The sequence below is a fragment of the Bradyrhizobium erythrophlei genome, from assembly GCF_900129505.1.
In the GTDB taxonomy this organism is placed as follows: domain Bacteria; phylum Pseudomonadota; class Alphaproteobacteria; order Rhizobiales; family Xanthobacteraceae; genus Bradyrhizobium; species Bradyrhizobium erythrophlei_D.
In genome coordinates, this window is record NZ_LT670818.1 from 6689729 (window position 1) to 6713894 (window position 24166).

The 24166-nt window shown below is 63.2% G+C and carries 20 protein-coding genes; 12 read left to right on the plus strand and 8 right to left on the minus strand.

The genetic code is table 11. The annotated features are described in order from the left end of the window. Positions 1-305 precede the first annotated feature (305 nt). From B5525_RS31090 to B5525_RS31105, 4 genes are all read left to right on the plus strand, one after another. Positions 306-983, plus strand: coding sequence for a response regulator (locus B5525_RS31090; RefSeq protein WP_244568101.1), 678 nt, complete (start codon positions 306-308; stop codon positions 981-983). A gap of 188 nt (positions 984-1171) precedes the next feature. Continuing rightward, positions 1172-1939, plus strand: coding sequence for a DUF1127 domain-containing protein (locus B5525_RS46715; RefSeq protein ID WP_244567648.1), 768 nt, complete (start codon positions 1172-1174; stop codon positions 1937-1939). After that, entirely contained in the window at positions 1936-2973 is a 1038-nt protein-coding gene (locus B5525_RS31100; protein WP_244567649.1) for a cytochrome-c peroxidase, read from the plus strand. Before B5525_RS46715 ends, B5525_RS31100 begins: the two co-directional genes overlap by 4 nt. After that, entirely contained in the window at positions 2970-5480 is a 2511-nt protein-coding gene (locus tag B5525_RS31105; RefSeq protein ID WP_079569452.1) for a two-component system VirA-like sensor kinase, read from the plus strand. Before B5525_RS31100 ends, B5525_RS31105 begins: the two co-directional genes overlap by 4 nt. A 229-nt stretch (positions 5481-5709) precedes the next feature. Here B5525_RS31105 and B5525_RS31110 read toward each other — a convergent pair whose 3' ends face one another. Beyond that, positions 5710-6228, minus strand: a complete 519-nt coding sequence (locus tag B5525_RS31110) for a MarR family winged helix-turn-helix transcriptional regulator (RefSeq protein ID WP_079569453.1) — start codon at positions 6226-6228, stop codon at positions 5710-5712. A gap of 84 nt (positions 6229-6312) precedes the next feature. Between B5525_RS31110 and B5525_RS31115 the strand changes: the two genes are divergently transcribed. From B5525_RS31115 to B5525_RS31145, 7 genes are all read left to right on the plus strand, one after another. Beyond that, positions 6313-7566, plus strand: a complete 1254-nt coding sequence (locus tag B5525_RS31115) for a cytochrome P450 (protein ID WP_079569455.1) — start codon at positions 6313-6315, stop codon at positions 7564-7566. Between the two features lie 11 nt (positions 7567-7577). Then, the gene (locus B5525_RS31120) at positions 7578-7901 is read left to right on the plus strand and encodes a 2Fe-2S iron-sulfur cluster-binding protein (protein WP_079569456.1); all 324 of its coding nucleotides are present in this window, start codon (positions 7578-7580) and stop codon (positions 7899-7901) included. A 425-nt stretch (positions 7902-8326) separates the two neighbouring features. Beyond that, complete coding sequence (locus tag B5525_RS31125; protein ID WP_079569458.1) at positions 8327-9346, plus strand: TRAP transporter substrate-binding protein; 1020 nt, start codon at positions 8327-8329, stop codon at positions 9344-9346. 23 nt (positions 9347-9369) lie between these two features. Continuing rightward, positions 9370-11253, plus strand: coding sequence for a TRAP transporter large permease subunit (locus tag B5525_RS31130; protein WP_079569459.1), 1884 nt, complete (start codon positions 9370-9372; stop codon positions 11251-11253). Positions 11254-11277: 24 nt separating this feature from the next. Then, positions 11278-12927, plus strand: coding sequence for an acyl-CoA synthetase (locus tag B5525_RS31135; protein ID WP_079569461.1), 1650 nt, complete (start codon positions 11278-11280; stop codon positions 12925-12927). A gap of 99 nt (positions 12928-13026) precedes the next feature. Then, positions 13027-13221 carry a hypothetical protein gene (locus B5525_RS31140; RefSeq protein WP_079569462.1) on the plus strand — a complete coding sequence of 65 codons (195 nt, stop codon included), beginning with the start codon at positions 13027-13029 and terminating at the stop codon, positions 13219-13221. Positions 13222-13500: 279 nt separating this feature from the next. Further along, positions 13501-15291: a hypothetical protein gene (locus tag B5525_RS31145; protein ID WP_154073551.1), complete on the plus strand. Its 1791-nt coding sequence runs from the start codon at positions 13501-13503 to the stop codon at positions 15289-15291. Between the two features lie 90 nt (positions 15292-15381). Here the strand turns inward: B5525_RS31145 and B5525_RS31150 are convergent, their stop codons facing one another. Genes B5525_RS31150 through B5525_RS31175 form a run of 6 tightly spaced genes read right to left on the minus strand, consistent with a single transcriptional unit; the run spans position 15382 to position 21971 of the window. Then, a complete protein-coding gene (locus tag B5525_RS31150; RefSeq protein WP_079569464.1) occupies positions 15382-16188 on the minus strand; it encodes an MBL fold metallo-hydrolase in 807 nt (268 codons plus the stop codon). After that, positions 16185-16976: a TatD family hydrolase gene (locus tag B5525_RS31155; protein ID WP_079569465.1), complete on the minus strand. Its 792-nt coding sequence runs from the start codon at positions 16974-16976 to the stop codon at positions 16185-16187. Before B5525_RS31155 ends, B5525_RS31150 begins: the two co-directional genes overlap by 4 nt. A 13-nt stretch (positions 16977-16989) precedes the next feature. Further along, entirely contained in the window at positions 16990-18921 is a 1932-nt protein-coding gene (gene metG / locus B5525_RS31160; RefSeq protein WP_079574025.1) for a methionine--tRNA ligase, read from the minus strand. A 56-nt stretch (positions 18922-18977) separates the two neighbouring features. Further along, positions 18978-20024, minus strand: coding sequence for a DNA polymerase III subunit delta' (locus tag B5525_RS31165; RefSeq protein WP_079569466.1), 1047 nt, complete (start codon positions 20022-20024; stop codon positions 18978-18980). After that, the gene (gene tmk, locus B5525_RS31170; protein WP_079569467.1) at positions 20021-20713 is read right to left on the minus strand and encodes a dTMP kinase; all 693 of its coding nucleotides are present in this window, start codon (positions 20711-20713) and stop codon (positions 20021-20023) included. Before tmk ends, B5525_RS31165 begins: the two co-directional genes overlap by 4 nt. A gap of 1 nt (position 20714) precedes the next feature. Further along, positions 20715-21971: a D-alanyl-D-alanine carboxypeptidase family protein gene (locus tag B5525_RS31175; protein WP_079569469.1), complete on the minus strand. Its 1257-nt coding sequence runs from the start codon at positions 21969-21971 to the stop codon at positions 20715-20717. A 165-nt stretch (positions 21972-22136) separates the two neighbouring features. Here B5525_RS31175 and B5525_RS31180 point away from each other — a divergent pair, with 165 nt between their 5' ends. Beyond that, a complete protein-coding gene (locus B5525_RS31180) occupies positions 22137-23084 on the plus strand; it encodes an alpha/beta fold hydrolase (protein ID WP_079569470.1) in 948 nt (315 codons plus the stop codon). Here B5525_RS31180 and B5525_RS31185 read toward each other — a convergent pair. Next, positions 23078-24016, minus strand: a complete 939-nt coding sequence (locus B5525_RS31185; RefSeq protein ID WP_079574027.1) for a septal ring lytic transglycosylase RlpA family protein — start codon at positions 24014-24016, stop codon at positions 23078-23080. The genes B5525_RS31180 and B5525_RS31185 overlap by 7 nt on opposite strands. Positions 24017-24166: the final 150 nt, after the last annotated feature.

A 24166-nucleotide genomic window follows, 5' to 3' on the forward strand; every position in this document is an offset into this window, starting at 1 on the left:
GAATGCACGTTGGTTAGCCGGCGGCTCCAGCTGCAGTATCATCAACTCTATTCAAATAATTGCCGCGCCGCGCTCGCGTATATGTGTTCTGCAGTGCGGAATAGGGTGCTCTATATCTCCGTAAGGGGGGCCGGAGAAACGGGATGATGGCTGAAAGGACCGCGACGAATCGTGGAGGCCAGGCCGCGCGGGGTGAACTGAACGGGCATGGGAGAAACGGCGTCGAAACTCTTGGCCGGTCAGAGCAAGACCTCACCACCGAACGCAGCCAGCCCACGTGCCTGGTCGTAGAAGACGACCGCACCATGCGGCACCTCGTCGTCAGTTACCTTGAAGAACACGACATCCGTGCCATCTCGGCGTCCGGGCGAGGAGAGGTGGCTGGTCTGCTCGCCGATGAGGGGCCCAGCGTCGTGATACTCGATCTGCGGCTTGGCCAGGAGGATGGTCTCGATCTGCTCCGCGAAATCCGGTCGCACTCCGATGTTCCCGTGATCATTACCACCGGTCATCGGCGTGACGAAATCGACAGGGTGGTGGGCCTCGAACTCGGCGCCGATGATTACATCACCAAGCCTTTCGGTTTGAGGGAGCTTCTGGCGCGCATCCGGGCGGTCCTGCGCCGGCGGGAAGCTGGACAAACGTTGGTCCAGCGGGATCCGGAAAGAGGCCGCAGCCGATTTGGGAACTGGCAGCTCGATCGGCGCAGCCGGCGCCTCAGTGATTCCAGCGGCGTCCCGGTCGCGCTAACGAAGGGTGAATATGCGCTGCTGATTGCCTTTCTCGATGCGCCGCAACGGCCACTCTCTCGTGAATACCTGCTGCAGGCGACGCGCATCCACGAAGATGTATTCGACCGCAGCATTGACGTGCAGGTGTTGCGCCTGCGCCGCAAACTGGAGACCGATCCCAGCGCCCCGAGCGTCATCCTGACTGAACGCGGCGTCGGCTACGTGTTTGCGCTGCCCGTCGAGACGCTTTGAGGATGGTGGGCCGGGCAGAACGGCAATCGGTTGCCCCGCGTGTTTTGCGCACTGCAGGGGTGCCCGGCTCCCGAAAACGCAAGCCGCGGCACTCCATTACAATCGTAGCCTCAATTTCCCGCGTTGGAATGATACGGCAACATGCCCACGGCAAAGTCTCCCGAGCCAACTATTTTTGGGAGAGGCCAATGCATTTCGAAAAGCAGTTATCCGACGCGCTGTCGCCGCTTTTGTTCACCGGGCAACGAGACGCGAGGACGATATCGCCGTCACCGGGCTTATCGTTGTCGACTACGGGCCCAGCTTTCGTCAAGCGATACCGGGGCGTGCGGCCGCATGTTTATTCGTTCCATCAGATCGACCTGCGCCGAGGTGAAAGCCATCGCACAAGCGGGGGCGCACCGATCCGAGCGAGGCCGGAGCAGGATGCGCCGAGGCGCGTGATCCCTGCCGCGATTTTCCGTGGCGGCGCCTGGGTTATCGGGGCGCTTGCGGCGACCGGTGAAATCGTATTTTCGAGATTCCTGCTCGCGTTCATGTCCTGGACGATGGGGGAGGTGCTGGCGGGCTGTGCTGCCTATGCCCAAGCGATGTACCCCTGCTATGTCGAGGACGAGCTTGTCGGGCAGGGGGACGTCGGTCAGGGGGAAAGTGGCAATCCGTCGGGCGTGAAGCCCGTCCTGCGGTCGCCATCGCGTCGGACCGAGTCCACCGTAATGGTCCCTGTTGCGGTCGAACGCGCTGCGCGATCGGAGGCGCCGGGAGTTGCTTCGCCGGGCTGTAGCGCGTCGCTCACGTCGTTGGCAGGAAAATTGTGGTCGCGCCTCCGCGCCATGCGCGACAGGCGCCTGGCGGTGGCGGAGTTGCGATCCCTCGACGATCGCGCTTTGCGCGACATCGGGATCTGTCGCTTCGACATTGAATGTTTTGCTGGGCATGGAGATCGCCGCGAATGATCCGATCGTGGTCGCCGGCCTTGTGCCGGCGGCACCGTCTGGAAATGGTGTTTGCGTGCGGGCCGGTAGTACCGGCCTTTCTGCGCGCCCGCCCGTGGTCGCTCTGGATCTGTCTGGCGCTGCTGCTCCCGCTGGGAAGCGCTGCGGGGCAGGTTCCCGATACCCAGGCGGCCGCCAAGCCTTCGCCCGATCAGGAACCGATCACCCCGATTCCGCCGCCGCCGGCGGCGGACCCGCTGAAGCTCAAGCTCGGAGAAAGTCTGTTCGGCGACCCGCGTCTGTCCAGAGACGGCCAGCTCGCGTGCTCCTCCTGTCACGACTTGCGAACAAATGGTGCCAGCAGTGGCCGAAGGACGTTTGCCCATGACGGATCGAAGGCGCCGTTCGAGATTCTCACGGTTTTCAACGCGGCGCTCAGTTTTCGACTGAACTGGGAGGGTAACTTCCGGGCCCTCGGCGCGCAGGCCGAGTCGTCGCTGGAAAACCCGGCCAACATGCACACCAGCGTCGAGGAAGTGCTGGGGAAGCTCAATGCCGATCCGGAGATGGTGAAGCGATTCCGCGCCGCTTACGGGCACCCACCGGATCGCGCGAGCTTCCTTGACGCGCTTGTGACCTTCGAGAACTCGCTGCTCACACCGGGCAGCCGCTTCGACCGCTGGCTTGGTGGTGATGCGTCGGCGCTATCGGCCGAAGAGGAGGGCGGCTATCAGTTGTTCAAGTCGCTTGGCTGCAGTTCGTGCCATCAGGGTGTAAATGTCGGAGGCAATCTCTTCGAGCGACAGGGGATCTTTCGGCCGCTGGTCGCGGCCAAGCCCGAGATCGTGCGGGTGCCGAGCCTGCGCAACGTCGCGACGACGCCGCCCTATTTTCATGACGGCAACACGCCGACCCTCAAAGAGGCCGTCCGCAAGATGGCCGCGGCGCAGCTGGATCGAACGCTGTCGGATCAGCAGGTCGATTCCATCGTTGCCTTCCTGCAAACGCTGACCGGAACATATCGCGGCGCACCCGTGGTGGGAGCGGCGCCATGAAACTGACACCCGTTGTAGCGGTCGTTTCCCTGCTCGTTGTGCTGCTCACCTGGCTGTCGCTGCGCGCGATCAATCCGGAGGCGGAGTTGTTCGACCATGCGCTTGCGGAGATCGACCGTTTCGCGACCGTCGAAAATGCGTTGTACCGCGACGTCTTCACCGCGCGCGCCGGCACCTTGCGCAACTACGATCCGCTGGTTCGGGAGATCAACGCGTTGCGCAATTCGCTCGATCGATTGCGCGCAACTGCCGTCATCGATGCCGAGACGGCGGCGGCCGTCGAACGGCTCGCGACCTCCGTTGACCGGCAGGAAGAGCTGGTCGAGAAGTTCAAGAGCGACAATGCCCTGCTGCACAATTCGCTTTCGTTTTTCGGACGGTTCAGCGTGCGTCCGGTTTCTTCGGAGCTGGAGCCGGCAATCGGCTCGGCCGCCGCTGCGATGCTGCATCTGACGCTGGATACTTCATCGGCGGCTGCGGGCGAGGTTCGGGATCGGCTGGATGCAGTGGCCAGACAGACGCCTGCCTCCGATAGCGATTCCGTTGCACCGCTGCTGGCGCATGGGCGGCTGCTCCATGACCTTCTGCCTGCAGTTGACAATACCCTGAAAGCGATGCGTGCGGTGCCGCGAAAGCCGGACCAGGACGCTCTCCGGTCGATGATCCTGATGCGCCAGATGGCATCGCGGACGACGGCACGGCAGTTTCGCCGGGTGCTTTACGGGACATCGCTGCTTCTGGTCGGGTTCCTGGTTTATCTTGGTCTGCAGCTGCGCTCGCGCGCAAAGGCGCTGCAGCGCCGCGCCGCGTTCGAGCATGTGATCGCGGGTATCTCGATGCGCTTCATCAACGCGCAGCCGCAGAATGTCGATGCCGAGATCGAAAGGGCGCTCGACGACATGGCGCGGTGCATCGGCTCGGACCGTGCCTATTTTGTGCGGTCAGGCCCCGCGCCGCGGTCGTATGTCTGGTGCAAAGCCGGCAAGAGCTTTCCGCGGGGCTGGCCGGAGAACGCGCCGGCGCTCGCGGCTCGGTTCGATCCCGTGTTCGATGGGATCGTCCATGTCGGCAGCGTCGATCGGATGCCGGCGGGAGAAAAAAAGGACGCATGCATCGCCCTGGGCCTGGGGGGATGGGGGTGCGCGACGAATGTCAGCCCGGACGGCGACAGCTTCGTTCTGGGTTTTGATGCGATCGGCCGCCCGTGTCACATTACGACACCGGGCGAACTCAGTCTGCTGCGGATGGCTCTCGATACCATCGTCTATGCGGTCGGGCGGCAAGCCATGGAAAACGAGCGCGCACGGCTGGAGACGCGCCTGCGGCAGGCTCGCCGCCTTGAAGCGGTCGGTACTTTCACCAGCGGTATTGCGCACAACTTCAACAATATTCTGGGTGGCATTCTCGGCCATTCCGAGGTGCTGGAAGATCGCCTCGGTTCCGACGCCCGACTGCTTCGCAATCTCAGTGCGATTCGCCGCGGCGCGGAGCGGGCACGCGACCTCGTCGATCAGATGCTTGCCTTCGGACGCCGCCGCGACGCGCGGCGCTGTCCCGTCAGCGTGCGGGCTTTGGTTGCCGAGGCCGAGTCGCTCTTGAACGTGTCGCTGCCGCCGGGAATCGAGCTTTCAATCCAGGAACCGCCGGCAGCCGCCGTCGTTTCCGGCGAATCGGCGCAATTGCAGCAGGTGATCTTCAATCTCTGCAACAACGCGGGTCAGGCCATGGAGAATGCCGGGCAAATCGAGCTCGACGCGGAACTGCTCGAACTGACCGGCGCTCGCTCGCTCAGCCACGGCGAGCTTCAACCGGGACGCTATGTACTCCTTGCGGTGAGCGACTCCGGCCGCGGCATGGACGGGGCAACCCTGGCGCGGATCTTCGAACCTTTCTTCACCACCCGTTCGGCCGGCAACGGCCTCGGACTGTCAACGGTACGTGAAATCGTGCGTGAGCATGGCGGAACGATGAACGTGACGAGTACACCGGGCGAAGGCACACGTTTCGAGGTCTGGTTGCCGGCTCTGGCGACGAGCGGGGCGGCACTGCAGCTGGATGCGGCGGCGGTCCCGCTCGGCCGCGGCGAAACGATATTGATGGTTGCCAACGAAAGCGCGCGCTTATTAAGGGACGAAGAGACCCTGGCGGCACTCGGCTACGAACCGGTCGGCTTCACGGACGGACAGGTGGCGCTGGCCGCGTGCCGGGACAGACCGGAGCGGTTTGATGCGCTGGTCGTCGGCCATCTCGGATCGGCCAGTGCATCTCTCGGACTTGCGGCGGCGTTGCATCAGGCTGCGCCCCGCCTGCCAATCGTGTTGGCAACGAAATCCACCGAAGAAATCGGCGCCGATAGCCTGGTGATCGCCGGTGTCACCGACGTTGTGCGCTGGCCGATCGCTGCCGCGGAAATCGCAGCGGCACTCGATCGCTGTTCGCAGCAGACGAAGCTCGAAATGAAGGCGCCGCCGGGCGCGGCGCGCGAGAGTTGTTCCCTGGAAGGTTGAGTCGGATTCATGCCTTTTTTGTTGCCAAAGCAACTATTTTGTGGGAGGCTTCGGTTCAAAGGGGGCTGAGAGCAAGTACAACTGCCGTGCCCGTCGGGGAGGGAAGATGTCTCACAACTCAGGCGCGCCTGGGCGTTACGAGGGACCGATGGCCGTGATCGGTCAACGCGGTATCGCGGGATTGCGACAAGACCCATGGACAGCGAACATTTCACGGCCGGCCGCCGGCTCAGGGCTCGGTTTGACTGGTCACGGCGCCGAGGTTGGCGTGGACGCGCCGGAGCAAATCAATCAGGATTTCCCGCTCCTCCTTTCGAAGACAGGACAGCAACCGGCGCTCGCGCTCCAGCGCCGCGACAATCACTTCGTCGTGGATGGCTCGTCCTTTAGGCGTCAGCGAAACCGAGTGGCTGCGTCCGTCGCGCGGATCGGTCTCGATCGCGATCAGGTCGCGGGCTTGCATCATGGTCAGGGTGCGGCTGACCGGCCCCTTGTCAAAGCCGATGACGTGACAGATGCGCGAGGCGGTAATGCCCGGTTCGATCGCGAGCAACGACATGATCCGCCATTCCGTGACATTGATGCCGAAGTGCTTCTGGTAAAACACCGTGGCGCTGCGCGACAGCTTATTGGCGATGAAGGTGACAAAGGCAGGCACGTAGCGCTCGAGATCGAGCGTCGGGCCTGCTTTGGCGCGGCCGATTCGTGCCGCCTTTCGGGGCGTGTGGGTCGATCCGTTCTTGCCCATCGCTCGCATCATCCTCGCAAACACGCGCTCGAGAAATAGAGACTTAAGCCGCAGCTTTACAAGACTCAACTTCGGGAGGCTCGCATGGTCGCAACAGGTTTGGCTGGGAATAACGGGGCAGGCGCACACGAAGCGGCTGGCCGGTCGCTCTCGGGGATTCCGGCCCTCGATATTGACCCGTTTGCCATCGAATATTTCGACGATCCCTTTCCGGTGCAGGAGGCGCTGCGCGAGGCGGGGCCAGTGGTGCATCTCGGCAAATGGAATGTCTACGGGGTGGCGCGCTACGCGGAAGTCTATGGCGTCCTTAACGACCCCGCTACGTTCTGCTCCAGCCGCGGTGTCGGCTTGAGCGATTTTGCCAAGGAAAAGCCGTGGCGGCCGCCGAGCCTCATTCTAGAGGCGGATCCGCCCGCCCATACCCGCACCCGCGCCGTGCTCAGCAAGGTGTTGTCGCCGGCGGTAATGAAACAAATTCGCGATCGTTTCGCCGCGGCAGCGGAAGCAAAGGTCGACGATCTCTTGGCAAAAGGCAGCTTCGATGCCGTGACCGATCTCGCCGAGGCGTATCCCCTGTCGGTATTTCCCGACGCGGTCGGCCTCAAGCAGGAGGGACGTGAGCATCTGATTCCCTATGCGGGCCTGGTATTCAACGCCTTCGGCCCGCCGAACGAACTGCGCCAGACCGCCATCGAGCGCTCCGCCCCGCACCAGGCCTATGTCGGGGAGCAATGCCAACGGGAAAACCTGGCGCCCGGAGGTTTTGGGGCCTGCATCCATGCCCGTGTCGATACCGGGGACATTACGGCAACCGAAGCCCCGCTGCTGGTTCGTTCCCTGCTCAGCGCGGGCCTCGATACCACCGTCTACGGCATCGGCGCGGCGATCTATTGCCTCGCGCGTTTTCCGGACGAATGGGAGCGGCTGCGCCGCGACCCGGCTCTTCTGGCGCGCAATGCATTCGAGGAAGCGGTCCGCTTCGAGAGCCCGGTGCAGACATTCTTCCGTACCACCACGCGGGACGTCGAGATCGGCGGTTGCAAGATCGGCGAGGGCGAGAAAGTCCTGATGTTCCTGGGGGCAGCCAACCGCGATCCCAGGCGATGGGCTGATCCCGACCGCTACGACATCACCCGCAAGACTTCAGGCCATGTCGGCTTCGGCGCCGGCATCCACATGTGCGTGGGACAGCTGGTTGCGCGGCTGGAAGGTGAGGTGATACTGGCGGCGCTGGCGCGCAAGGTCGCCGCCATCGCGATCACCGGAGCCGTGAAGCGGCGTTACAACAACACGCTGCGCGGTCTCGACAGTCTTCCCATTACCCTGACGCCAGCCTGAGCGAGCCTTCCATGCCGACCATCACTTTCATTCATCCGGACGGCTGCGCCGAGTCTGTTGAAGCCGAACTCGGCGACAGTGCGATGCGCGCCGCGATCGTGCACGGCATTGACGGCATCGTCGCCGAATGCGGCGGCAGCCTGGTCTGCGCCACCTGCCACGTCTATGTCGATGACGCGTGGATCGGCCGGGTAGGGCCGGTTGGAGACGACGAGGACGAGCTGCTCGCCGGCGCCGCAGCCGAGCGCCGCGCCGGCAGCCGCCTGTCCTGCCAGATCAAGATCACGCCGGAGCTTGACGGACTGGTGCTGCGGCTGCCGGAACGGCAGGTCTGATTCGCGGCAGGTCTGATTCAAAGACCGCGCCGCCAACGCCCGCCGATCCGGCATTCGGCCGGCGGCCCGATGGCGCAGCTGCCGATCTGTTAGGTCAGCATCGGCCCGGGCTTCGATCGAGAACAAAAGGCTCAGATCGAATGGTTTGGTTCGGTCCAGATATCCTCAATTCGCATAAGGTATATTATGGAATATTTTATATACAATTAGATCAGTTACTTACTGGAACGTCCTCATCTGCACCTGACCGAACGGGATTGGTTCCATCGCACTGCTGCGGCTGCCCGCGTTGTTGCGAGCCCCGGTGTTGCCGTCGTCTGCGGACACTGCAATAAGCCGCCTCGCAAGATGGCGGATGACCCAGCGGCGTCAGGTCCGTAAGGTGCCATCTCCACAAGAACAAGAATCCCAAGGGAGAGATTTAGATGAGCTTTTCACGACGCGCGCTACTCAGGGCTTCCGCTGCCTCGGTGGTTCTGGGCGGCATTGGCGCACCGTTTGTGGCGCGCGCGCAGACCGCCGAATTCACCTACAAATATGCCAACAATCTTCCCGATGCCCATCCCATGAACGTCCGCGCCAAGGAGATGGCGGCGGCAATCAAGGCCGAGACCAATGGCCGGGTCGATTTGCAGATTTTTCCGAACAACCAACTCGGTTCCGACACCGACATGCTGAGTCAGATCCGCTCCGGCGGCGTCGAATTCTTCACGCTGTCGGGTCTGATCCTGGCCACGCTGGTTCCGGCGGCCTCGATCAACGGCATCGGCTTCGCGTTCCCGGATTACGACACGGTCTGGAAGGCCATGGACGGCGATCTCGGCGGCTATGTGCGGGGCGAGATCAACAAGGCGGGCCTCGTCGTCATGGACAAGATCTGGGACAATGGTTTCCGCCAGACCACGTCCTCGAGCAAGCCGATCAACGGTCCCGACGATTTCAAGGGCTTCAAGATTCGCGTCCCGGTTTCGCCGCTGTGGACCTCGATGTTCAAGGCCTTCGACGCGGCGCCGGCCTCGATCAATTTCAGCGAGGTTTACTCCGCGCTGCAGACCAAGATCGTCGAGGGCCAGGAAAATCCACTGGCCATCATCTCGACCGCAAAGCTCTACGAAGTGCAGAAATATTGCTCGCTGACTAACCACATGTGGGACGGCTTCTGGTTCCTGGCCAACCGCCGGGCGTGGGAAGCGATGCCGGCCGACGTGCGCGCCATCGTCGCCAAGAACATTAACGCGGCCGCGGTCAACGAGCGTGCGGATGTCGCCAAGCTGAATGCCGGCCTGCAGCAGGAACTGGCTGGCAAGGGCCTGGTCTTCAACAAGCCGGATGCGGCTCCGTTCCGCGACAAGCTGCGCGCGGCCGGGTTCTATGCCGAGTGGAAGGGCAAATACGGCGAGCAGGCCTGGGCGCTGCTGGAGAAGGCCGCGGGCAAGCTGTCGTAACGCTTTTTCGCCAGGGAACCGTCATGGCTGCTCACGCCGAAGGCTCCATCGCGGCGGCCGGCGAGGCGATGTCCCCTCGCCGCCGTTCGCTCGCCGCATCGCTGGAATCGGCGCTCGGGATGGTGGTCGAGATCCCCGCGGCGCTGTTGGTCGTCGCCGAGATCGTCATCCTGTTCGCCGGCGTGGTCGCGCGTTACGGCCTGCGCAGCCCGCTGATCTGGTCGGACGAACTGGCTTCGATCCTGTTCCTGTGGCTGGCGATGCTGGGCGCTGCGGTCGCGTTCCGCCGTTCCGAGCACATGCGGATGACCGCCATTGTCGCCGGCGCCGGCCCTGCGATGCGGGCTTATCTCGACACGGTCGCGACCTGCGCCGCGCTGGCCTTTCTGCTCCTGATCGCCTGGCCTTCCTACGAATACGCCTACGAGGAAAGTTTCATCACCACGCCGGCGCTGCAGATCGCAAACATCTGGCGCGCTGCGGCGCTCCCGGTCGGCATCGGCCTGATGGCGCTGTTTGCGGTGCTGCGGCTGATGCGGGCCGGCGATATCAAGATCCTGCTGAGCGCCGTACTGTCGGTTGCACTGGTGATCGGGATATTCTGGCTGGCGCAGCCGTGGTTGCGTCCGCTCGGCAACATCAATTTGATCATCTTCTTTGTCGGCGTGGCCGGCTTCTGCGTCTTTTCGGGGGTGCCGATTGCGTTTGGCTTCGGCCTCGCAATCTTCGGCTATCTGGCGCTGACGACGCGGACGCCGCTGATGGTGCTGGTCGGCCGCATGGACGAGGGCATGAGCCACCTTATCCTGCTGTCGGTGCCGCTGTTCGTGTTCCTCGGGCTCTTGATCGAGATGACCGGCATGGCGCGCGCCATGGTGGCGTTTCTGGCGAGCCTGCTCGGCCATGTCCGCGGCGGCCTGCATTACGTGCTCGTTGGCGCGATGTACCTGGTCTCCGGCATCTCCGGCTCCAAGGCCGCAGACATGGCCGCGGTCGCGCCGGTGCTGTTTCCGGAAATGAAGGCCCGCGGGGCAAAACCCGGCGATCTCGTCGCCTTGCTGGCCGCCACCGGCGCCCAGACCGAAACCATTCCGCCGAGCCTCGTGCTGATCACCATCGGCTCGGTGACCGGCGTTTCGATCTCGGCACTGTTCACCGGCGGCCTGCTGCCGGGCGTGGTGCTGGCGGTCACGCTGTCGACGCTGGTGTGGTGGCGTTACCGCAGCGAGGATTTGAGCCACGTCAAGCGCGCCGGGGCCGGCGAGGTTACCCGCTCGTTCGTCGTCGCCCTGCCCGCGCTGGCACTGCCGTTCGTGATCCGCGCCGCCGTGGTCGAGGGCGTCGCCACCGCGACCGAAGTCTCCACCATCGGCATCGTCTATGGGCTGGTCATTGGGCTCGTGGTCTATCGCCAATTCGACTGGCGGCGCCTCGGACCGATGCTGGTCGAGACTGCGTGCCTGTCGGGCGCGATCCTGATGATCATCGGCACCGCGACAGGTATGGCATGGGGGCTGACCCAGTCCGGTTTCTCGCGGGCGCTGGCGGCCGCCATGACCGGCCTGCCCGGCGGCTCGGCGGCCTTCATCGCGGTATCGATCGTGGCCTTTACGATCCTGGGCAGCGTGCTCGAGGGCATTCCGGCGATCGTGCTGTTCGGCCCGCTGTTGTTTCCGATTGCCCGCGCGGTCGGCGTGCACGAGGTCCATTACGCGATGATCATCATTCTTGCGATGGGCATCGGATTGTTCGCCCCGCTGTTCGGAGTGGGCTATTATGCCGCCTGCGCCATCGGGCGCGTCGATCCGGCCGAGGGGATCAGACCGATCTGGGGCTATCTGCTGGCACTGTTGATAGGCCTGATCGTGGTGGCGATCTTTCCGTGGATATCGATCGGATTCCTGTAAGCGCAGTCAAATGGGAGGTGGCCGATGAGTGGGAAAGAGAACCAATACAATATCGGATTGGACAAGACGCCCGCCAATTACGTGCCGCTGACGCCCTTGAGTTTCCTGGCGCGCAGCGCCGTCGTCTACCCCGACCATCTCAGCGCCGTCTACGAGGGCCGCAGCTTTACGTGGTCCGAAACCTATGCGCGCTGCCGGCGCTTTGCGTCATATCTCGCGGGTCACGGCATCGGCACCGGTGACACGGTCGCCGCGATGCTGCCGAATATCCCTGCGATGAACGAAGTCCATTTCGCGGTGCCGATGGCGGGCGCCGTGCTCAACGCGCTCAACATCCGGCTCGACGCTCCCTCCATTGCCTTCCAGCTCGATCACGGCGGCGCCAAGATCATTCTGGTCGATCCGGAATTCACCGGCGTGATTTCGGAAGCGTTGACACTGATGAAAGGCCCAAAACCGCTCGTCATCGACGTCGACGATGCGGCTTTCCCAGGCGGCAAGCGGATCGGCGCGATCGAATATGAGCACACGCTCTCGCAAGGCGATGAAGGCTTCGTTGCGAAATTGCCGGAAGACGAATGGGACGCCATCGCGCTCGGCTACACTTCGGGCACCACGGGTAATCCCAAAGGCGTGGTGACACACCACCGGGGCGCCTACCTCAACGCCGTGAGCAATATCCTAGCCGCCAATCTCGGCCAGCATCCGGTCTATCTCTGGACCCTGCCGATGTTCCATTGCAACGGCTGGTGCTTCCCTTGGACCATCGCGGCGTCGGCGGGCGTCAATGTCTGCCTGCGCAAGGTCGACCCCGGCAAGATCTTCGAGCTGATCAAAAAGCACGGCGTCACCCACATGGCCGGCGCGCCGATCGTCTACAACACCCTGATCAATGCGCCGGATGCGCCGAAAGGCGGCGCCGCACGGCGCGTCGTCGGATTGATCGCCGGCGCCGCACCCCCGGTCGCCGTGCTCGAAGGCGCCGAAAGCATCGGTATCAAGCTCACCCATGTCTACGGACTGACCGAGGTGTATGGACCGGCGTCGGTCTGTGCGGAGCAGCCGGGCTGGGACGATCTGCCCGCCGATCAACGCGCGCGGCTGAAACGCCGGCAGGGGGTGCCCTACCCGCTGCAGGAAGCCGTCACCGTGATCGATTCCGAGACCATGCAGGAGGTGCCGCGCGACAGCGAGACCATCGGCGAGGTGATGTTCCGCGGCAATATCGTGATGAAGGGGTATTTGAAGAACGAGAAGGCCACCCGGGAAGCCTTCGCCGGCGGCTGGTTTCACACCGGCGACCTCGGCGTGCTCGACGAGCACGGCTATGTCATCATCAAGGACCGCTCCAAGGACATCATCATTTCCGGCGGCGAAAACATCTCTTCTGTCGAGGTCGAGGACGTACTCTACAAGCATCCCGCCGTGCTCTTCGCGGCGGTGGTGGCAAAGCCGGACGGCAAATGGGGCGAGGTGCCGTGCGCGTTCGTCGAACTAAAGGAAGGCGCGCAGACGACCGAAGCCGAGATCATCGCCTTCTGCCGCAACCAGATGTCGGGGTTCAAGACGCCGAAGGCGGTGGTATTCGGGCCTATTCCGAAGACATCGACCGGCAAAATTCAAAAATTCATCCTGCGCAACCAGGTGGATTCGGCGAAGGCGATCTCGGCTTGAGGGCCAGTCGAGCACGACTTCGTCAACCTCCTTCCTGAATTTTGGCCCTATTTATGCATCAAAGGGGAACGTTGAGGGCAAATCACAAGGAGAAGTCCTATGAAGTGGACATTTCTGATCCTTTGTGCCGGTTTTTTCATCACCACCCTCGTGCTCGTCCTTGAGGATTACCAGATCAGCGCCGGTGTGGAGCGGCTCTCCGAGATGAGGGTATCGACCGACTCGTCGCTCACCGCCGACCCCAATCTGCGATTGGTTTCCGAGCACAGCCCGTACATGCGGGACGAACGCTAGGCGCGAGCGACGGGGAGCACGGTACCGCGCATGTTGAAAATCATCGGCGCTTGTGTGGATCGTCCACCCTGTGCCGCAGACGCGCGTCTGAACGCCGACCAGGTTCGTCATTGGCACCAATTTGCCGGCCGATCGCGATAACGGCGTTCGAACAGCCTGCTCTTCAATTCATCAATTAACCTGCGATCGGCTGTGGATCAATCCGACGCGCGCCAGCGCAGCCGCATCGCATTCTTACGCTTGTAACAGAACACGGGCAAACCTCGGGGCGATCGCCGCATGGCTCATATTGCCGGCGAAAACTGGGAGGTATTCTCGATGAATGTTGCAGGATCGCGCGTTTACTACTGGCCGCCGGCTTTTCGGACGGGTTTGGCCGTCACACTCTTCTTGTCGGGCGTTTTTGGCACCGCGGGCGCCTTTGCAGATGATGACGGCATCGGCTTCAGACCGGGAAATAGTTTCGAATCGGGAAATCTGCTGATCAGTCGCTCCGTCTACGACAACAATCCGACGAATGTTGTTGCGGGCGCGACGCTGCTGCCGCCCAATTGCATCGCTCCCAATTGTGTGACCGCGACGGATTCCGGCGCCTATCCGTTTGTCTTTAATAACGTTCTCACCGATGGCAGTTTCGGCATCACGTCAAAGATCGTGCTGGATCAACTCAAGCCGTCGGGAAAGTTTGTGAGCTCGCTCGAGGTAAAAGTGCCGCATAGCGGCGATGACCGGGACGACCCGACCAAGGAGCGCGTCGTCACCAGCTTTCCCTCCAAATCCGAAATCGCGCTCAATCTGTCGACCGACGGCCGTGTTGTGACATTCATGGGTTACCTCGCGCCCGTCAACGCGCTCGATGTCTCGAATTCCAATACACCGGGCGTGGTCGACCCCACCAACCCCGTCCCCGGGAGCTACTACCGCGTGGTCGCGGAAGTTGACGCGTTCGGCAGTTTTCATTTCACGAAGACCAATGCGTACAGCGGCAACAATGGCCGCGCCGCGGTCCTGAACAACAAGAACGGCGCTAACATCGTTTACACCGTCGGAAATGCCGGCAACGGGGGAAATCCCCAGCCGAACGGAATCATCATAGGTGCGGGCGCACAAATCCTGACCGCCGAACGAACGCCGCTCGCCGCGCAGACTCCCGGCTTGCCCACACCGGTGGGCAGCTTCAACATCACGCAACTCGGACTAAAGGCCGACAAGACCGGCAAGGACACCAACTTCCGCGGCCTCACGGTCTCCAACAACGTCATCTATGTCACCAAGGGCAGCGGCAGCAACGGCGTCAACACCGTATATTTCATCGATGCGACTGGGTTCGATGGCAACGGCAAGCCGCTGGCGTGCCCGAGCGGCGTCGGTCTGCCGGGAGCAACTGCGACCCTTCCCGCGGCACCTATCCCCTACGACGCCACCAAGTTGCAGACGTTGGGGGTCGTTCCCTATAACATGTGCATCCTGAAGGGCTTCCCGACGACACTGGCCAAAACGGCGACGTCGTTCCCGTTCGGGGTCTGGTTCGCCGACGCCAAGACACTTTATGTCACCGACGAGGGCGACGGCACCAACACCTATGACCCGTCGACAGGCAAGTATACGACGGCCGCCGCGCAAACCGGAGCGGGATTGCAGAAGTGGGTGTTCGATTCCACCCTCGGCGCATGGAAACGCGCTTACGTGCTGCAGTCCGGCCTTAACCTCGGCGTACCCTATGCGGTCGGTGGTTATCCGACCGGGCTAAATCCCAAGACCAGCCTGCCGTGGGCGCCCGCCGCAGACGGCCTTCGCAACATCACTGGTCGCGTCAATCGCGATGGCACCGCGACAATCTGGGCCATCACCTCGACCGTCAGCGGAAACGGCGACCAGGGCGCCGATCCGAACCAGTTGGTTATGATAACCGACAATCTTGCGGCAACCAGCGTTCCCGCGGGCGAGAGCTTTGCGGCTATCCGGACGGCACGATTCGGCGAAGTCCTCCGCGGAGTTTCGTTCACTCCGGGGACCGATCGCGACCGGATTGTGGACGCCGACGACCATCGCGGCGACGACCATCACTAGACCATTCTGCGATTAGTCAGCCGGCGCCAACAGCGCCGGCTGACTTTTGACGTCGATCGTTGCCAGTTTGGCAACATGGTCCAGACGTCTTCAACGCGCCTGCTCCAGCGTCAGCCGTATGCCGTCATAGGCCGGTATGACATTCGGCGGCAGGCTTTGGCGCAACACCTCATAATCCAGATCGGAATGCATGTTCGTGATGACGGCGCGGCGCGGCTTGAAGCGGTCGATCCAGGACAGCGCGTCGTTGACGCTGAAATGGCTGGGGTGGGCGGCATAGCGCAACCCGTCGATGATCCAGAGATCGAGGTTTTCCAGGAAGCGCCAACTCTCAGGCGGGATGTCGCTGACGTCAGGCGTGTAGACGGCGTCGCCGATGCGGTAACCGAGCGCCGGAATGTTGCCGTGTTGCATGATGAAGGCCGACAGCGCCACCGCACCGCCCTTCCCTTCGATCACGCGGTTTTCGCCTGCCTCGATCGAGTGATGGTCGAGGATCGGCGGATAGTCGCTGCCCGGCGGCGACACGAAGCAATAGGAAAACCGCAGCAGGACATCCTTTGCAGTCGACTGATTGAGATACACCGGGATGCGCCGGCGCTGATGCAGCACGACCGAACGGAGATCGTCGATGCCATGGGTCTGATCGGCATGTTCGTGGGTCAGGAACACCGCGTCGAGATGTTCGACATTGGCGTCGATCAACTGCTCCCGCAGGTCGGGCGACGTGTCGATCAGGACCCGTGTCGTGCCGCGGTCGGACGTCCGCTCCGCCAGCAGCGAACACCGGCGGCGGCGGTTCTTCGGATTCTTGGGATCGCTGGCGCCCCAGCCGAGCGCCGGACGGGGAACACCGGCCGAGGACCCGCAGCCGAGAATTGTCAGCGTCAGCGTCATGACGCCGCTTCCGCTGGCGGCACCTTGGAGAACAGCCGGAAGAAATTCTCCGTGGTCTGGCGCGAAATCTCCTCGAGCGAGACGCCCCGCGTCTCCGCCAGCACTTTTGCAATTTCGACGACGTAAGCCGGCTCGTTGCGCTTGCCGCGGAATTTGCCGGGCGCCAGATACGGCGCGTCGGTCTCCACCATGATGCGGTCGGCAGGCAAGTCGGCGGCGAGGTCGCGCAGACCTTGCGATTTCTTGAAGGTCAGGATACCCGTGAACGAAATCGAGAGCCCGAGGGCGATTGCCTTCATCGCCAGTTCGCGCCCGCCGGTGTAGCAATGCAGCACGGCGCGGAACGATCCCTTTGCCATTTCGTCTTCGAGGATGCAGGCGCAGGACTCGTCGGCCTCACGGGTATGGATCACGAGCGGCAGGCCGGTCGCGCGGGCTGCCGCGATATGGGCGCGGAAGCCGCGTTCCTGCGCTTCGGGCGAGCCGTTGTCATAGAAATTATCCAGCCCCGCCTCGCCCAGCGCCACCACCTTGGGATGGCGCGTGAGTTCGATCAGCTCGGAAGCTGCAATGCCGTCTTCTTCGTCGGCGTGATGCGGATGGGTGCCGACGGAGCAATAGACGTTCGGAAATCGCTCGGCGATCTCGAGCAGCGTGGCAAGCCGCCTCACCCGCGTTGAGATCGTGACCATGCGGCCGATACCGGCGGCCGCGGCCCGCGCCACGATCCCGTCGAGGTCATCGGCGAAATCGGGAAAGTCGAGATGGCAGTGGCTATCGACCAGCATCGGCTCGGACCGCTCACGCCGCCGGTTCGATGTAACGCGGAAATACCGGCGCCGGCGCCGGCAACACGGTGCCCGGTTTGATCCGCGTGGCGAGCGCCGCAAAATCGCGCGACGTCGCTTCATCCGAAATGCCGAGGATGTCGAGCATTTTCGAAGATGCCGCGGGCATTGCGAACTGCGCCATGATCGCGATCTGGCGTACGACTTCGGCCGTCACGTACATTACGGTGGCCTGGCGTTTCGGATCGGTCTTGGCCAGCGCCCACGGCGCTTCGCCCGCGAAATAGCGGTTGGCTTCCGCCACCACGGCCCAGATCGCATTGAGCGCGTGGTGAATCTGCTGGGTCGCCATCGCGCTCCTTGCTAGCGCGATCATGCCGTCGGCCTGCGCCAGGATCGCCTTGTCGTTATCGCTGAAATCACTCGGCTCCGGCAGCACGCCCTGGTACTGCTTGCCGATCATCGACAGCGAACGCTGCGCCAGATTGCCGAGATCGTTGGCGAGATCGGCATTGATACGCGCGACAATGGCCTCGTGATTGTAGCTGCCGTCCTGCCCGAACGGCACCTCGCGCAGGAAGAAGTAGCGCATCTGGTCGACGCCGTACTGGTCGGCGAGGTTGAAGGGGTCGACGACGTTGCCGACCGATTTCGACATCTTCTCGCCGCGGTTGAACAGGAAGCCGTGGGCGAAGACGCGCTTCTGCACGGGGATGCCCGCCGACATCAGGAAGGCGGGCCAGTACACGGCGTGAAAGCGGATGATATCCTTGCCGATGATGTGCACGTCGGCCGGCCAATAGTGCCAGTCCGGATCGTTCTCATCGGGAAAGCCGATGCCGGTGATGTAGTTGGTGAGCGCGTCGACCCAGACATACATGACGTGCTCGGGATCGGTGGGAACCCTGACGCCCCAGTCGAAGGTGGTGCGCGAAATCGACAGGTCGCGCAGCCCGCTTTTGACAAAGCTGACTACTTCGTTCCTGCGCGATTCCGGCCCAATGAAGTCGGGCTGGCTTTCATAGAGCGCCAGCAGCCTGTCCTGATAGGCGGACAGCTTGAAAAAATAGCTCTTCTCTTCTACCCATTCGACCGGCGTGCCCTGCGGGCCGCGGCGCACGTCGTCCTCGCCGACCACGGTCTCGTCCTCGGCGTAATAGGCCTCGTCGCGCACCGAATACCAGCCGGCATAGCTGTCGAGATAGATGTCGCCATTCGCGGCCATGCGCTTCCAGATTTCCTGGACCGAACGATGGTGCTGCTCTTCGGAGGTCCGGATGAAGCGATCGAACGAGATGTTCAGCCGCTCATCCATTTCCCTGAACTGGGCGGCATTGCGCGCGGCGAGCTCTGCAGGGGTCATGTTCTCCTTTTGCGCAGTCTGGATCATCTTCAAGCCGTGCTCGTCGGTGCCGGTCAGGAAGAACACATCCTTGCCGTCGAGCCGCTGGAAGCGTGCCAGCGCATCGGTCGCGATCGCCTCATAGGCATGCCCGATATGCGGCGCCCCGTTCGGGTACGAGATCGCGGTCGTAATGTAGAAGGAATTCCCGGCGACCGCTGTCGATGGCTTTGCGACGTCCGGGGCCACCTTGGTTGTGGCGCCAACCTTGGCTTTTTCCTTGGTAGCTGTCTCAGCGGTCTGCTTGACGCGTTCCTTAACGCCCTTCCCGGTAACCGGCGTCGTGCCGGCAACGCGGGCCTTAGTCTTGCGCGATGTCGAGCCGCGCCTTGCAGATTTTGCCTTGTTGGCGGATTTCGTCGATGACTTCTTCGCAGCCTTCTTGGCGGCCGATTTTTTGCCGGCGACCGTCTCGGCCTTCTTCACCGTGCGCTTGGCTTTCTTGGTGCGCTTCTTCCGAGCCGGCGTTTTGGCGGCGCGCTTCGATTTGCCGGTTTGCTTACGGCCCTTCTTCTTGGCAACTTTCTTCTTGGCCTTCGCCACCACAAATTCCTTTATTGCTCAAACCAGATTGTCGGGAATGACCGCTGGCGGGGCGCCTAGCGCGTCGCTTCCGCAAGCAGCCCGAACACCGAGAAAACCAGCGGTTTTCGCTCGAGATTGTAATCCGCGGTGTCGCGCGCGGCGCGGTTGATCTTTTCCCACACCTCCGCCAGCCGTGCAAGGCGCGGCAGGTTCGCGTTGGCATTGGCCTCGTCGGCATGGAGGCGGTCGTTGACCCAGCGATCGATGCTGTCGATAAAGGCCGCGAGCGCCACCCGGTCGCTGCCGCCGAGCGCATCGCCGAGCGCATGCAGTTCGCGCGGATCGACGCGTGGCAGGGTCGAAAGCAGCGCCGCGGTCCGCTGCTGTAGTTTCAAGGCATCGCCACCGAGCAAGGTCAGCGCGCGCGCCACGCTCCCCTCCGCCGCTTCCGCAGCCTCCGACAGCGCGGGATCGTCGGCCGCGATGCCGGTGGCTTGCGCTGCCGCGCGGATGACGTCGTCAGTCCCGAGCGGACGCAACAACAGTTTTCGGCAGCGCGACAGGATCGTCGGCAATACCCGCGCCGGCGCGTGACTGACCAGCAGAAACAGCGATTGCTGCGGCGGCTCCTCAAGCACCTTGAGCAGCGCGTTGGCGGCATTCGGATTGAGCTCGTCGACGGTATCGACGACGCAGACCCGCCAGCCCTCGACCGCTGCGGTTGAGCCGAAAAACGAAATCGTCTCGCGCGTTTCGTCCACCGTGATCACGGTTCGCATCACGCCCTTGTCGTTGAGCGTCCGTTCCAGCGTCAGCAGGCCGCCATGGGCACCTGCCGCGACCTGGCGCGCGACCGGATCGGACGGATCGACCCATAGCGTCTCGGCGCGCTGCACATCGGGGCCAAGCGGATTACGATGCGCGAGCACGAACCGCGCCATCCGATAGGCCAGCGTCGCCTTGCCGATGCCGGCCGCCCCGCCGATCAGCCAGGCATGCGGAATCCGCCCGCTGCGATAGGCATTCAATAAAGCAAGTTCGGCATCGTGATGCCCGAACAGCGCGGTGGTCTCGCGCGGATGGACCGCCGATATCTGGGTTTCGACCTGACGCGCGCTCATGCTGAACTGGCCACATTGTCGGTGCTGGCGGCAAAGAAACGATCGCGCAAGGCAGCCCATATGTTGGCGGCGATGGCACCGGGCTCGGCGGTCGCGTCGATCAGCACGCAGCGTTGCGGCTCGCTGGCGGCGATCTGCAGGTACGCCTCGCGCAATTCCTGATGAAACCTGACGTCTTCCGCCTCGAACCGGTCGGGCGCTCCGCCGCCGCGGCGGGCGGCCGCCCGTTTCATGCCGACCTCGACCGGGACATCGAGAATAATGGTCAGATCGGGCTTGAGATCACCGATGGTGACGCGCTCCATCGCGTTGAGCACGGCCGGCGAGACCTTGCCCAGGCTGCCCTGATAGGCGCGCGTCGAGTCCGAAAAGCGGTCGCACAGTACCCAAATTCCCTGACTTAGCGCGGGCTGGATGACCGATCGGACATGGTCGTCGCGCGCGGCGGCAAACAACAGCGTCTCGGCTTCCGCGCCGAGCAGCTTGCCCATCCCCGACAATACGAGATGCCGGATGATCTCGGCGCCGGGCGATCCCCCAGGCTCGCGGGTAACGACGGTACGCACCTTGGCCGCGTTCAGCCGATCCGCCAGCGTCTTGATTTGCGTGGATTTGCCGGATCCCTCACCGCCTTCAAAGGTGATGAATCGCCCGCGCCCCGGCGCTCGCTTGACTGGTGTCTCTGCCATCTCAGAGCTTCTCGACGCCGAGGCGAAACATTCCGATGACGAGCTCGCTCGCGCCATCGATCGCCCGCCGCATCGTCGATCCCACGCCAACGGATTCGGCCGCATAGACCGGCGTCTCCATGGCGATGTTGGCACCGCGCCAGACCCGGACCACGCCGATCTGCTGACCGGCCTCGACCGGGGCGCGGACCGGCCCGTTATAGACCACGCGCGCGATCAGCTTGTCGGTGCCGTTCTTCTGAACCATGACCTCGACCGTTTTGGGGCTGACCAGCTTGACCGAGCGGCTGTCGCCGCCGAACACCTTGGCATAGCCGATTGGCTGCTGTGCCGCGAACAGCGGCCGCGACTCGAAATTGCGATATCCCCATTCCAGCATCTTCTTGGCTTCGGTCGCGCGATCGTCGGGGTCCTCCAGGCCGTTGACGACGACGATCAGCCGCATGCCATTTTGCACGGCGGAGCCGACCATGCCATAGCCGCCCTCCTTGGTGTAACCGGTCTTCAGCCCGTCGGCGCCCTCGAGCGAGTTCAACAGCGGATTGCGGTTCTGCTGCCGGATCTTGTTCCAGGTGAATTCCTTCTCGCCGAACAGTTTGTAGAACTCCGGGTAGGTCTGGATGACGTAGCGGGCCAGGATCGAAAGCTCACGCACCGTCATCTTGTTGCCGGGATCGGGCAGCCCGTTGGAGTTGGCGAAGGTTGACTTCGCCATGCCGAGTTCGCGCGCCCGCTTGGTCAGCATATCCGCAAAGGCGCGCTCGCTGCCGGCCATGCCCTCCGCCAGCACGATGCAGGCGTCGTTGCCGCTCGGAATGATGGCGCCGTGCAGGAGATCGTCGATGGCAATCTTGCTGTGGATGGCCGCAAACATGGTCGAAGTGCCGGAAGGCGCACCGCCCTTGCGCCAGGCGTTTTCGCTGACGTGATATTCGTCGGTCGGTTTGAGGTCGCCCTGCTTGATGGCGCGAAAAATCGTTTCGACCGTCATCAGCTTCATCATGCTGGACGGCGCTCGCAACTCGTCGGCGTTCTTTTCGAACAGCACGCTGCCGCTGGTGGCTTCGATCAGGATCGCGGTCGGCGCGTCGCCATCGAAGCCGCCCTCCTCCTTCTTGGCGCCCTGCACACTCTGGTTGGCGGCGTAGGCCATGCCGCCGCAGCCGACCGCGGTGGCGACCACAGCCGCGATCAGGGCGCGCCAGAATCGTGCAGGCGCGGACTGACCCTTGCGGGAGGTTGATATTTCGAATGCCATCGGCGGTGCCTTGAAGCCGGCGTTCTAACAGTTGGAAGTAGCGCAAACAACACGGGTTTCAACCGATGTCGCGGAGCCGATTCGATTGCGGCGTCGCTCAAACAATCCTATCGTGACACGCTGCCGGTCCCCCCTACAAAATCTCGCGAACAAGGCGGAAAAGCGATGCCACCTTCCCGCATGATCTCCGCCAACGGGATCGACATTTTTCTGCTCGAACAGGGCGAAGGTCCGCTGGTTCTGCTTTGCCACGGCTGGCCGGAACTCTCCTACTCCTGGCGGCATCAAATCCCGGCGATTGCCGCGGCCGGTTTCCATGTCGTGGCGCCGGATATGCGAGGTTTCGGCCGAACCAGCGCTCCAGCGGACATCAACGCGTACAGCATCTTCGACACCGTGGGCGACTTGGTCGCGCTGGTTGCCGCGCTGGACCAAAAGCAGGCCGTCATTATCGGCCACGATTGGGGGGCGCCCGTCGCCTGGCACGCGGCGCTGTTCCGGCCCGACGTTTTCACGGCGGTCGCGGGGTTGAGCGTTCCCCCGCCGTTCCGCGGGCGAGCCCGGCCGCTCGACACCTTGCGCGAAAGCGGGATTACCAATTTCTACTGGCAATATTTTCAGACTCCAGGCGTCGCCGAAGCCGAGTTCGAGCGCGATATCGGTTTGACGATGCGGACCCTGCTCGGGCGCGGATTTTCAGACCCCTCGGCCTCGCTGTTCATCCAGGATGGCAAGGGATTTTTGGGCGATGCGCGGCCCAATCGGCCGCTGCCGGACTGGCTCGGAGCAGGCGACCTCGCCTACTTCACCGAGGCCTACAGCAAGTCCGGCTTCCGCGGCGGGCTGAACTGGTACCGCAACATCGATCGCAACTGGGACCTGACCGCGCCGTGGCAGGGCGCGCAGATCCACCAGCCTTCGCTGTTCATCGCGGGATCGAAGGATTCCGTCATCACCGGCCTGATCGGCGCCAAGCGCGTCACCGAGCTGGAGCGGGTGGTGCCGAACCTGAAGAAAAAGCTGATCGTCGACGGCGCCGGCCACTGGGTCCAGCAGGAACGCGCCGAGGAAGTCAACGCGGCCTTGATCGGTTTCCTGAAGAAAACTCAGTAGAGCCCGCGGCCGGCCAGCAATTCGCTGGGGCCACGCGGGTCGATCGGCGCATAGGCGGAAACCGGGCTGACGGGGGATGCGTAGCTGCCGTCATTTTCGTAGACGACCGAGCGCGGATTTTCGAGCACACGCCCAGCCGAACGTGGGCGGGCGGAGGCGGACATTTCCGACGTCGCGTTGATCGAGGCCACGTCAGCTGGCGTATTGCCGAGGCTATAGGGCCGCTCATCCGGCATCGGAACCTCGCCCCGGATCGGACGGCCATGAGGCGGGACTTCGGGAACGAACGGACGGGCGGACGCCACCCGGACCAGTGAAGGCGACGGCGCTGGTATCCCCGTGCGCAAGGTCGCCATCAATTGGCGGTCGTCGGAGCCTTCCAGGGGCGCCCGAGCGACGTATTCGACCCGGACCCGCGCCACGCCATTGCCTTTGAATTCAAGCAGTTCCGCGGCCTTATTCGAGACGTCGATGAGCCGGTTGCCGTGGTAGGGTCCGCGGTCATTGACACGGACGATCAGCGATTTGCCGTTGGAGAGGTTGGTCACCCGCGCATAGCACGGCATCGGCAAGGTCGGATGCGCCGCGGTCAGCGAATCCATGTCGAAAACTTCGCCATTGGCGGTCTGCCGGCCGTGGAAATCATCGCCGTACCAGGAGGCTAACCCCTCCTCGCGATAATTGACATCCTCTTCCGGCACATAAACCCGGCCACCCACGGTATAGGGCTTTCCGACACGGTAAGTGCCGCCGCCCTTCGGCACGGGGTCGCCGAACGCCACCACCCGCGGACTCGAGGAAACGCCGTATTTGGGATCGACTCGGCTGGCGAACTTTCCCGAAGAAGCGCAGTTGGCAAGAACGAGGCATGCGGCCACGGCCGCGGCACTACGCGCCATCAGGAACGTCTGATCTGGCCGTCGAATCCCCATCTGCCCCATTACCATTCCACCGCGCGCGTGCCCACCCCAGGACGCCCGGCGTTCAACACTCCGATGCGGCCCACCTCCGCATCAAGCCACGACGATATCGCATCGGGAACGCGGCGGAAATGGGGAGAGGTTCGGCGTGGTGAATCAATG

Excerpts from the sequence above, each read along its gene's own strand:
- B5525_RS31090 (WP_244568101.1), top strand. The coding sequence starts at position 306 with ATGCGGCACCTCGTCGTCAGTTACCTTGAAGAACACGACATCCGTGCC.
- B5525_RS46715 (WP_244567648.1), top strand. The coding sequence starts at position 1,172 with ATGCATTTCGAAAAGCAGTTATCCGACGCGCTGTCGCCGCTTTTGTTC.
- B5525_RS31100 (WP_244567649.1), top strand. The coding sequence starts at position 1,936 with ATGATCCGATCGTGGTCGCCGGCCTTGTGCCGGCGGCACCGTCTGGAA.
- B5525_RS31105 (WP_079569452.1), top strand. The coding sequence starts at position 2,970 with ATGAAACTGACACCCGTTGTAGCGGTCGTTTCCCTGCTCGTTGTGCTG.
- B5525_RS31110 (WP_079569453.1), bottom strand. The coding sequence starts at position 6,228 with ATGGGCAAGAACGGATCGACCCACACGCCCCGAAAGGCGGCACGAATC.
- B5525_RS31115 (WP_079569455.1), top strand. The coding sequence starts at position 6,313 with ATGGTCGCAACAGGTTTGGCTGGGAATAACGGGGCAGGCGCACACGAA.
- B5525_RS31120 (WP_079569456.1), top strand. The coding sequence starts at position 7,578 with ATGCCGACCATCACTTTCATTCATCCGGACGGCTGCGCCGAGTCTGTT.
- B5525_RS31125 (WP_079569458.1), top strand. The coding sequence starts at position 8,327 with ATGAGCTTTTCACGACGCGCGCTACTCAGGGCTTCCGCTGCCTCGGTG.
- B5525_RS31130 (WP_079569459.1), top strand. The coding sequence starts at position 9,370 with ATGGCTGCTCACGCCGAAGGCTCCATCGCGGCGGCCGGCGAGGCGATG.
- B5525_RS31135 (WP_079569461.1), top strand. The coding sequence starts at position 11,278 with ATGAGTGGGAAAGAGAACCAATACAATATCGGATTGGACAAGACGCCC.
- B5525_RS31140 (WP_079569462.1), top strand. The coding sequence starts at position 13,027 with ATGAAGTGGACATTTCTGATCCTTTGTGCCGGTTTTTTCATCACCACC.
- B5525_RS31145 (WP_154073551.1), top strand. The coding sequence starts at position 13,501 with ATGGCTCATATTGCCGGCGAAAACTGGGAGGTATTCTCGATGAATGTT.
- B5525_RS31150 (WP_079569464.1), bottom strand. The coding sequence starts at position 16,188 with ATGACGCTGACGCTGACAATTCTCGGCTGCGGGTCCTCGGCCGGTGTT.
- B5525_RS31155 (WP_079569465.1), bottom strand. The coding sequence starts at position 16,976 with ATGCTGGTCGATAGCCACTGCCATCTCGACTTTCCCGATTTCGCCGAT.
- B5525_RS31165 (WP_079569466.1), bottom strand. The coding sequence starts at position 20,024 with ATGAGCGCGCGTCAGGTCGAAACCCAGATATCGGCGGTCCATCCGCGC.
- tmk (WP_079569467.1), bottom strand. The coding sequence starts at position 20,713 with ATGGCAGAGACACCAGTCAAGCGAGCGCCGGGGCGCGGGCGATTCATC.
- B5525_RS31175 (WP_079569469.1), bottom strand. The coding sequence starts at position 21,971 with ATGGCATTCGAAATATCAACCTCCCGCAAGGGTCAGTCCGCGCCTGCA.
- B5525_RS31180 (WP_079569470.1), top strand. The coding sequence starts at position 22,137 with ATGCCACCTTCCCGCATGATCTCCGCCAACGGGATCGACATTTTTCTG.
- B5525_RS31185 (WP_079574027.1), bottom strand. The coding sequence starts at position 24,016 with ATGGGGATTCGACGGCCAGATCAGACGTTCCTGATGGCGCGTAGTGCC.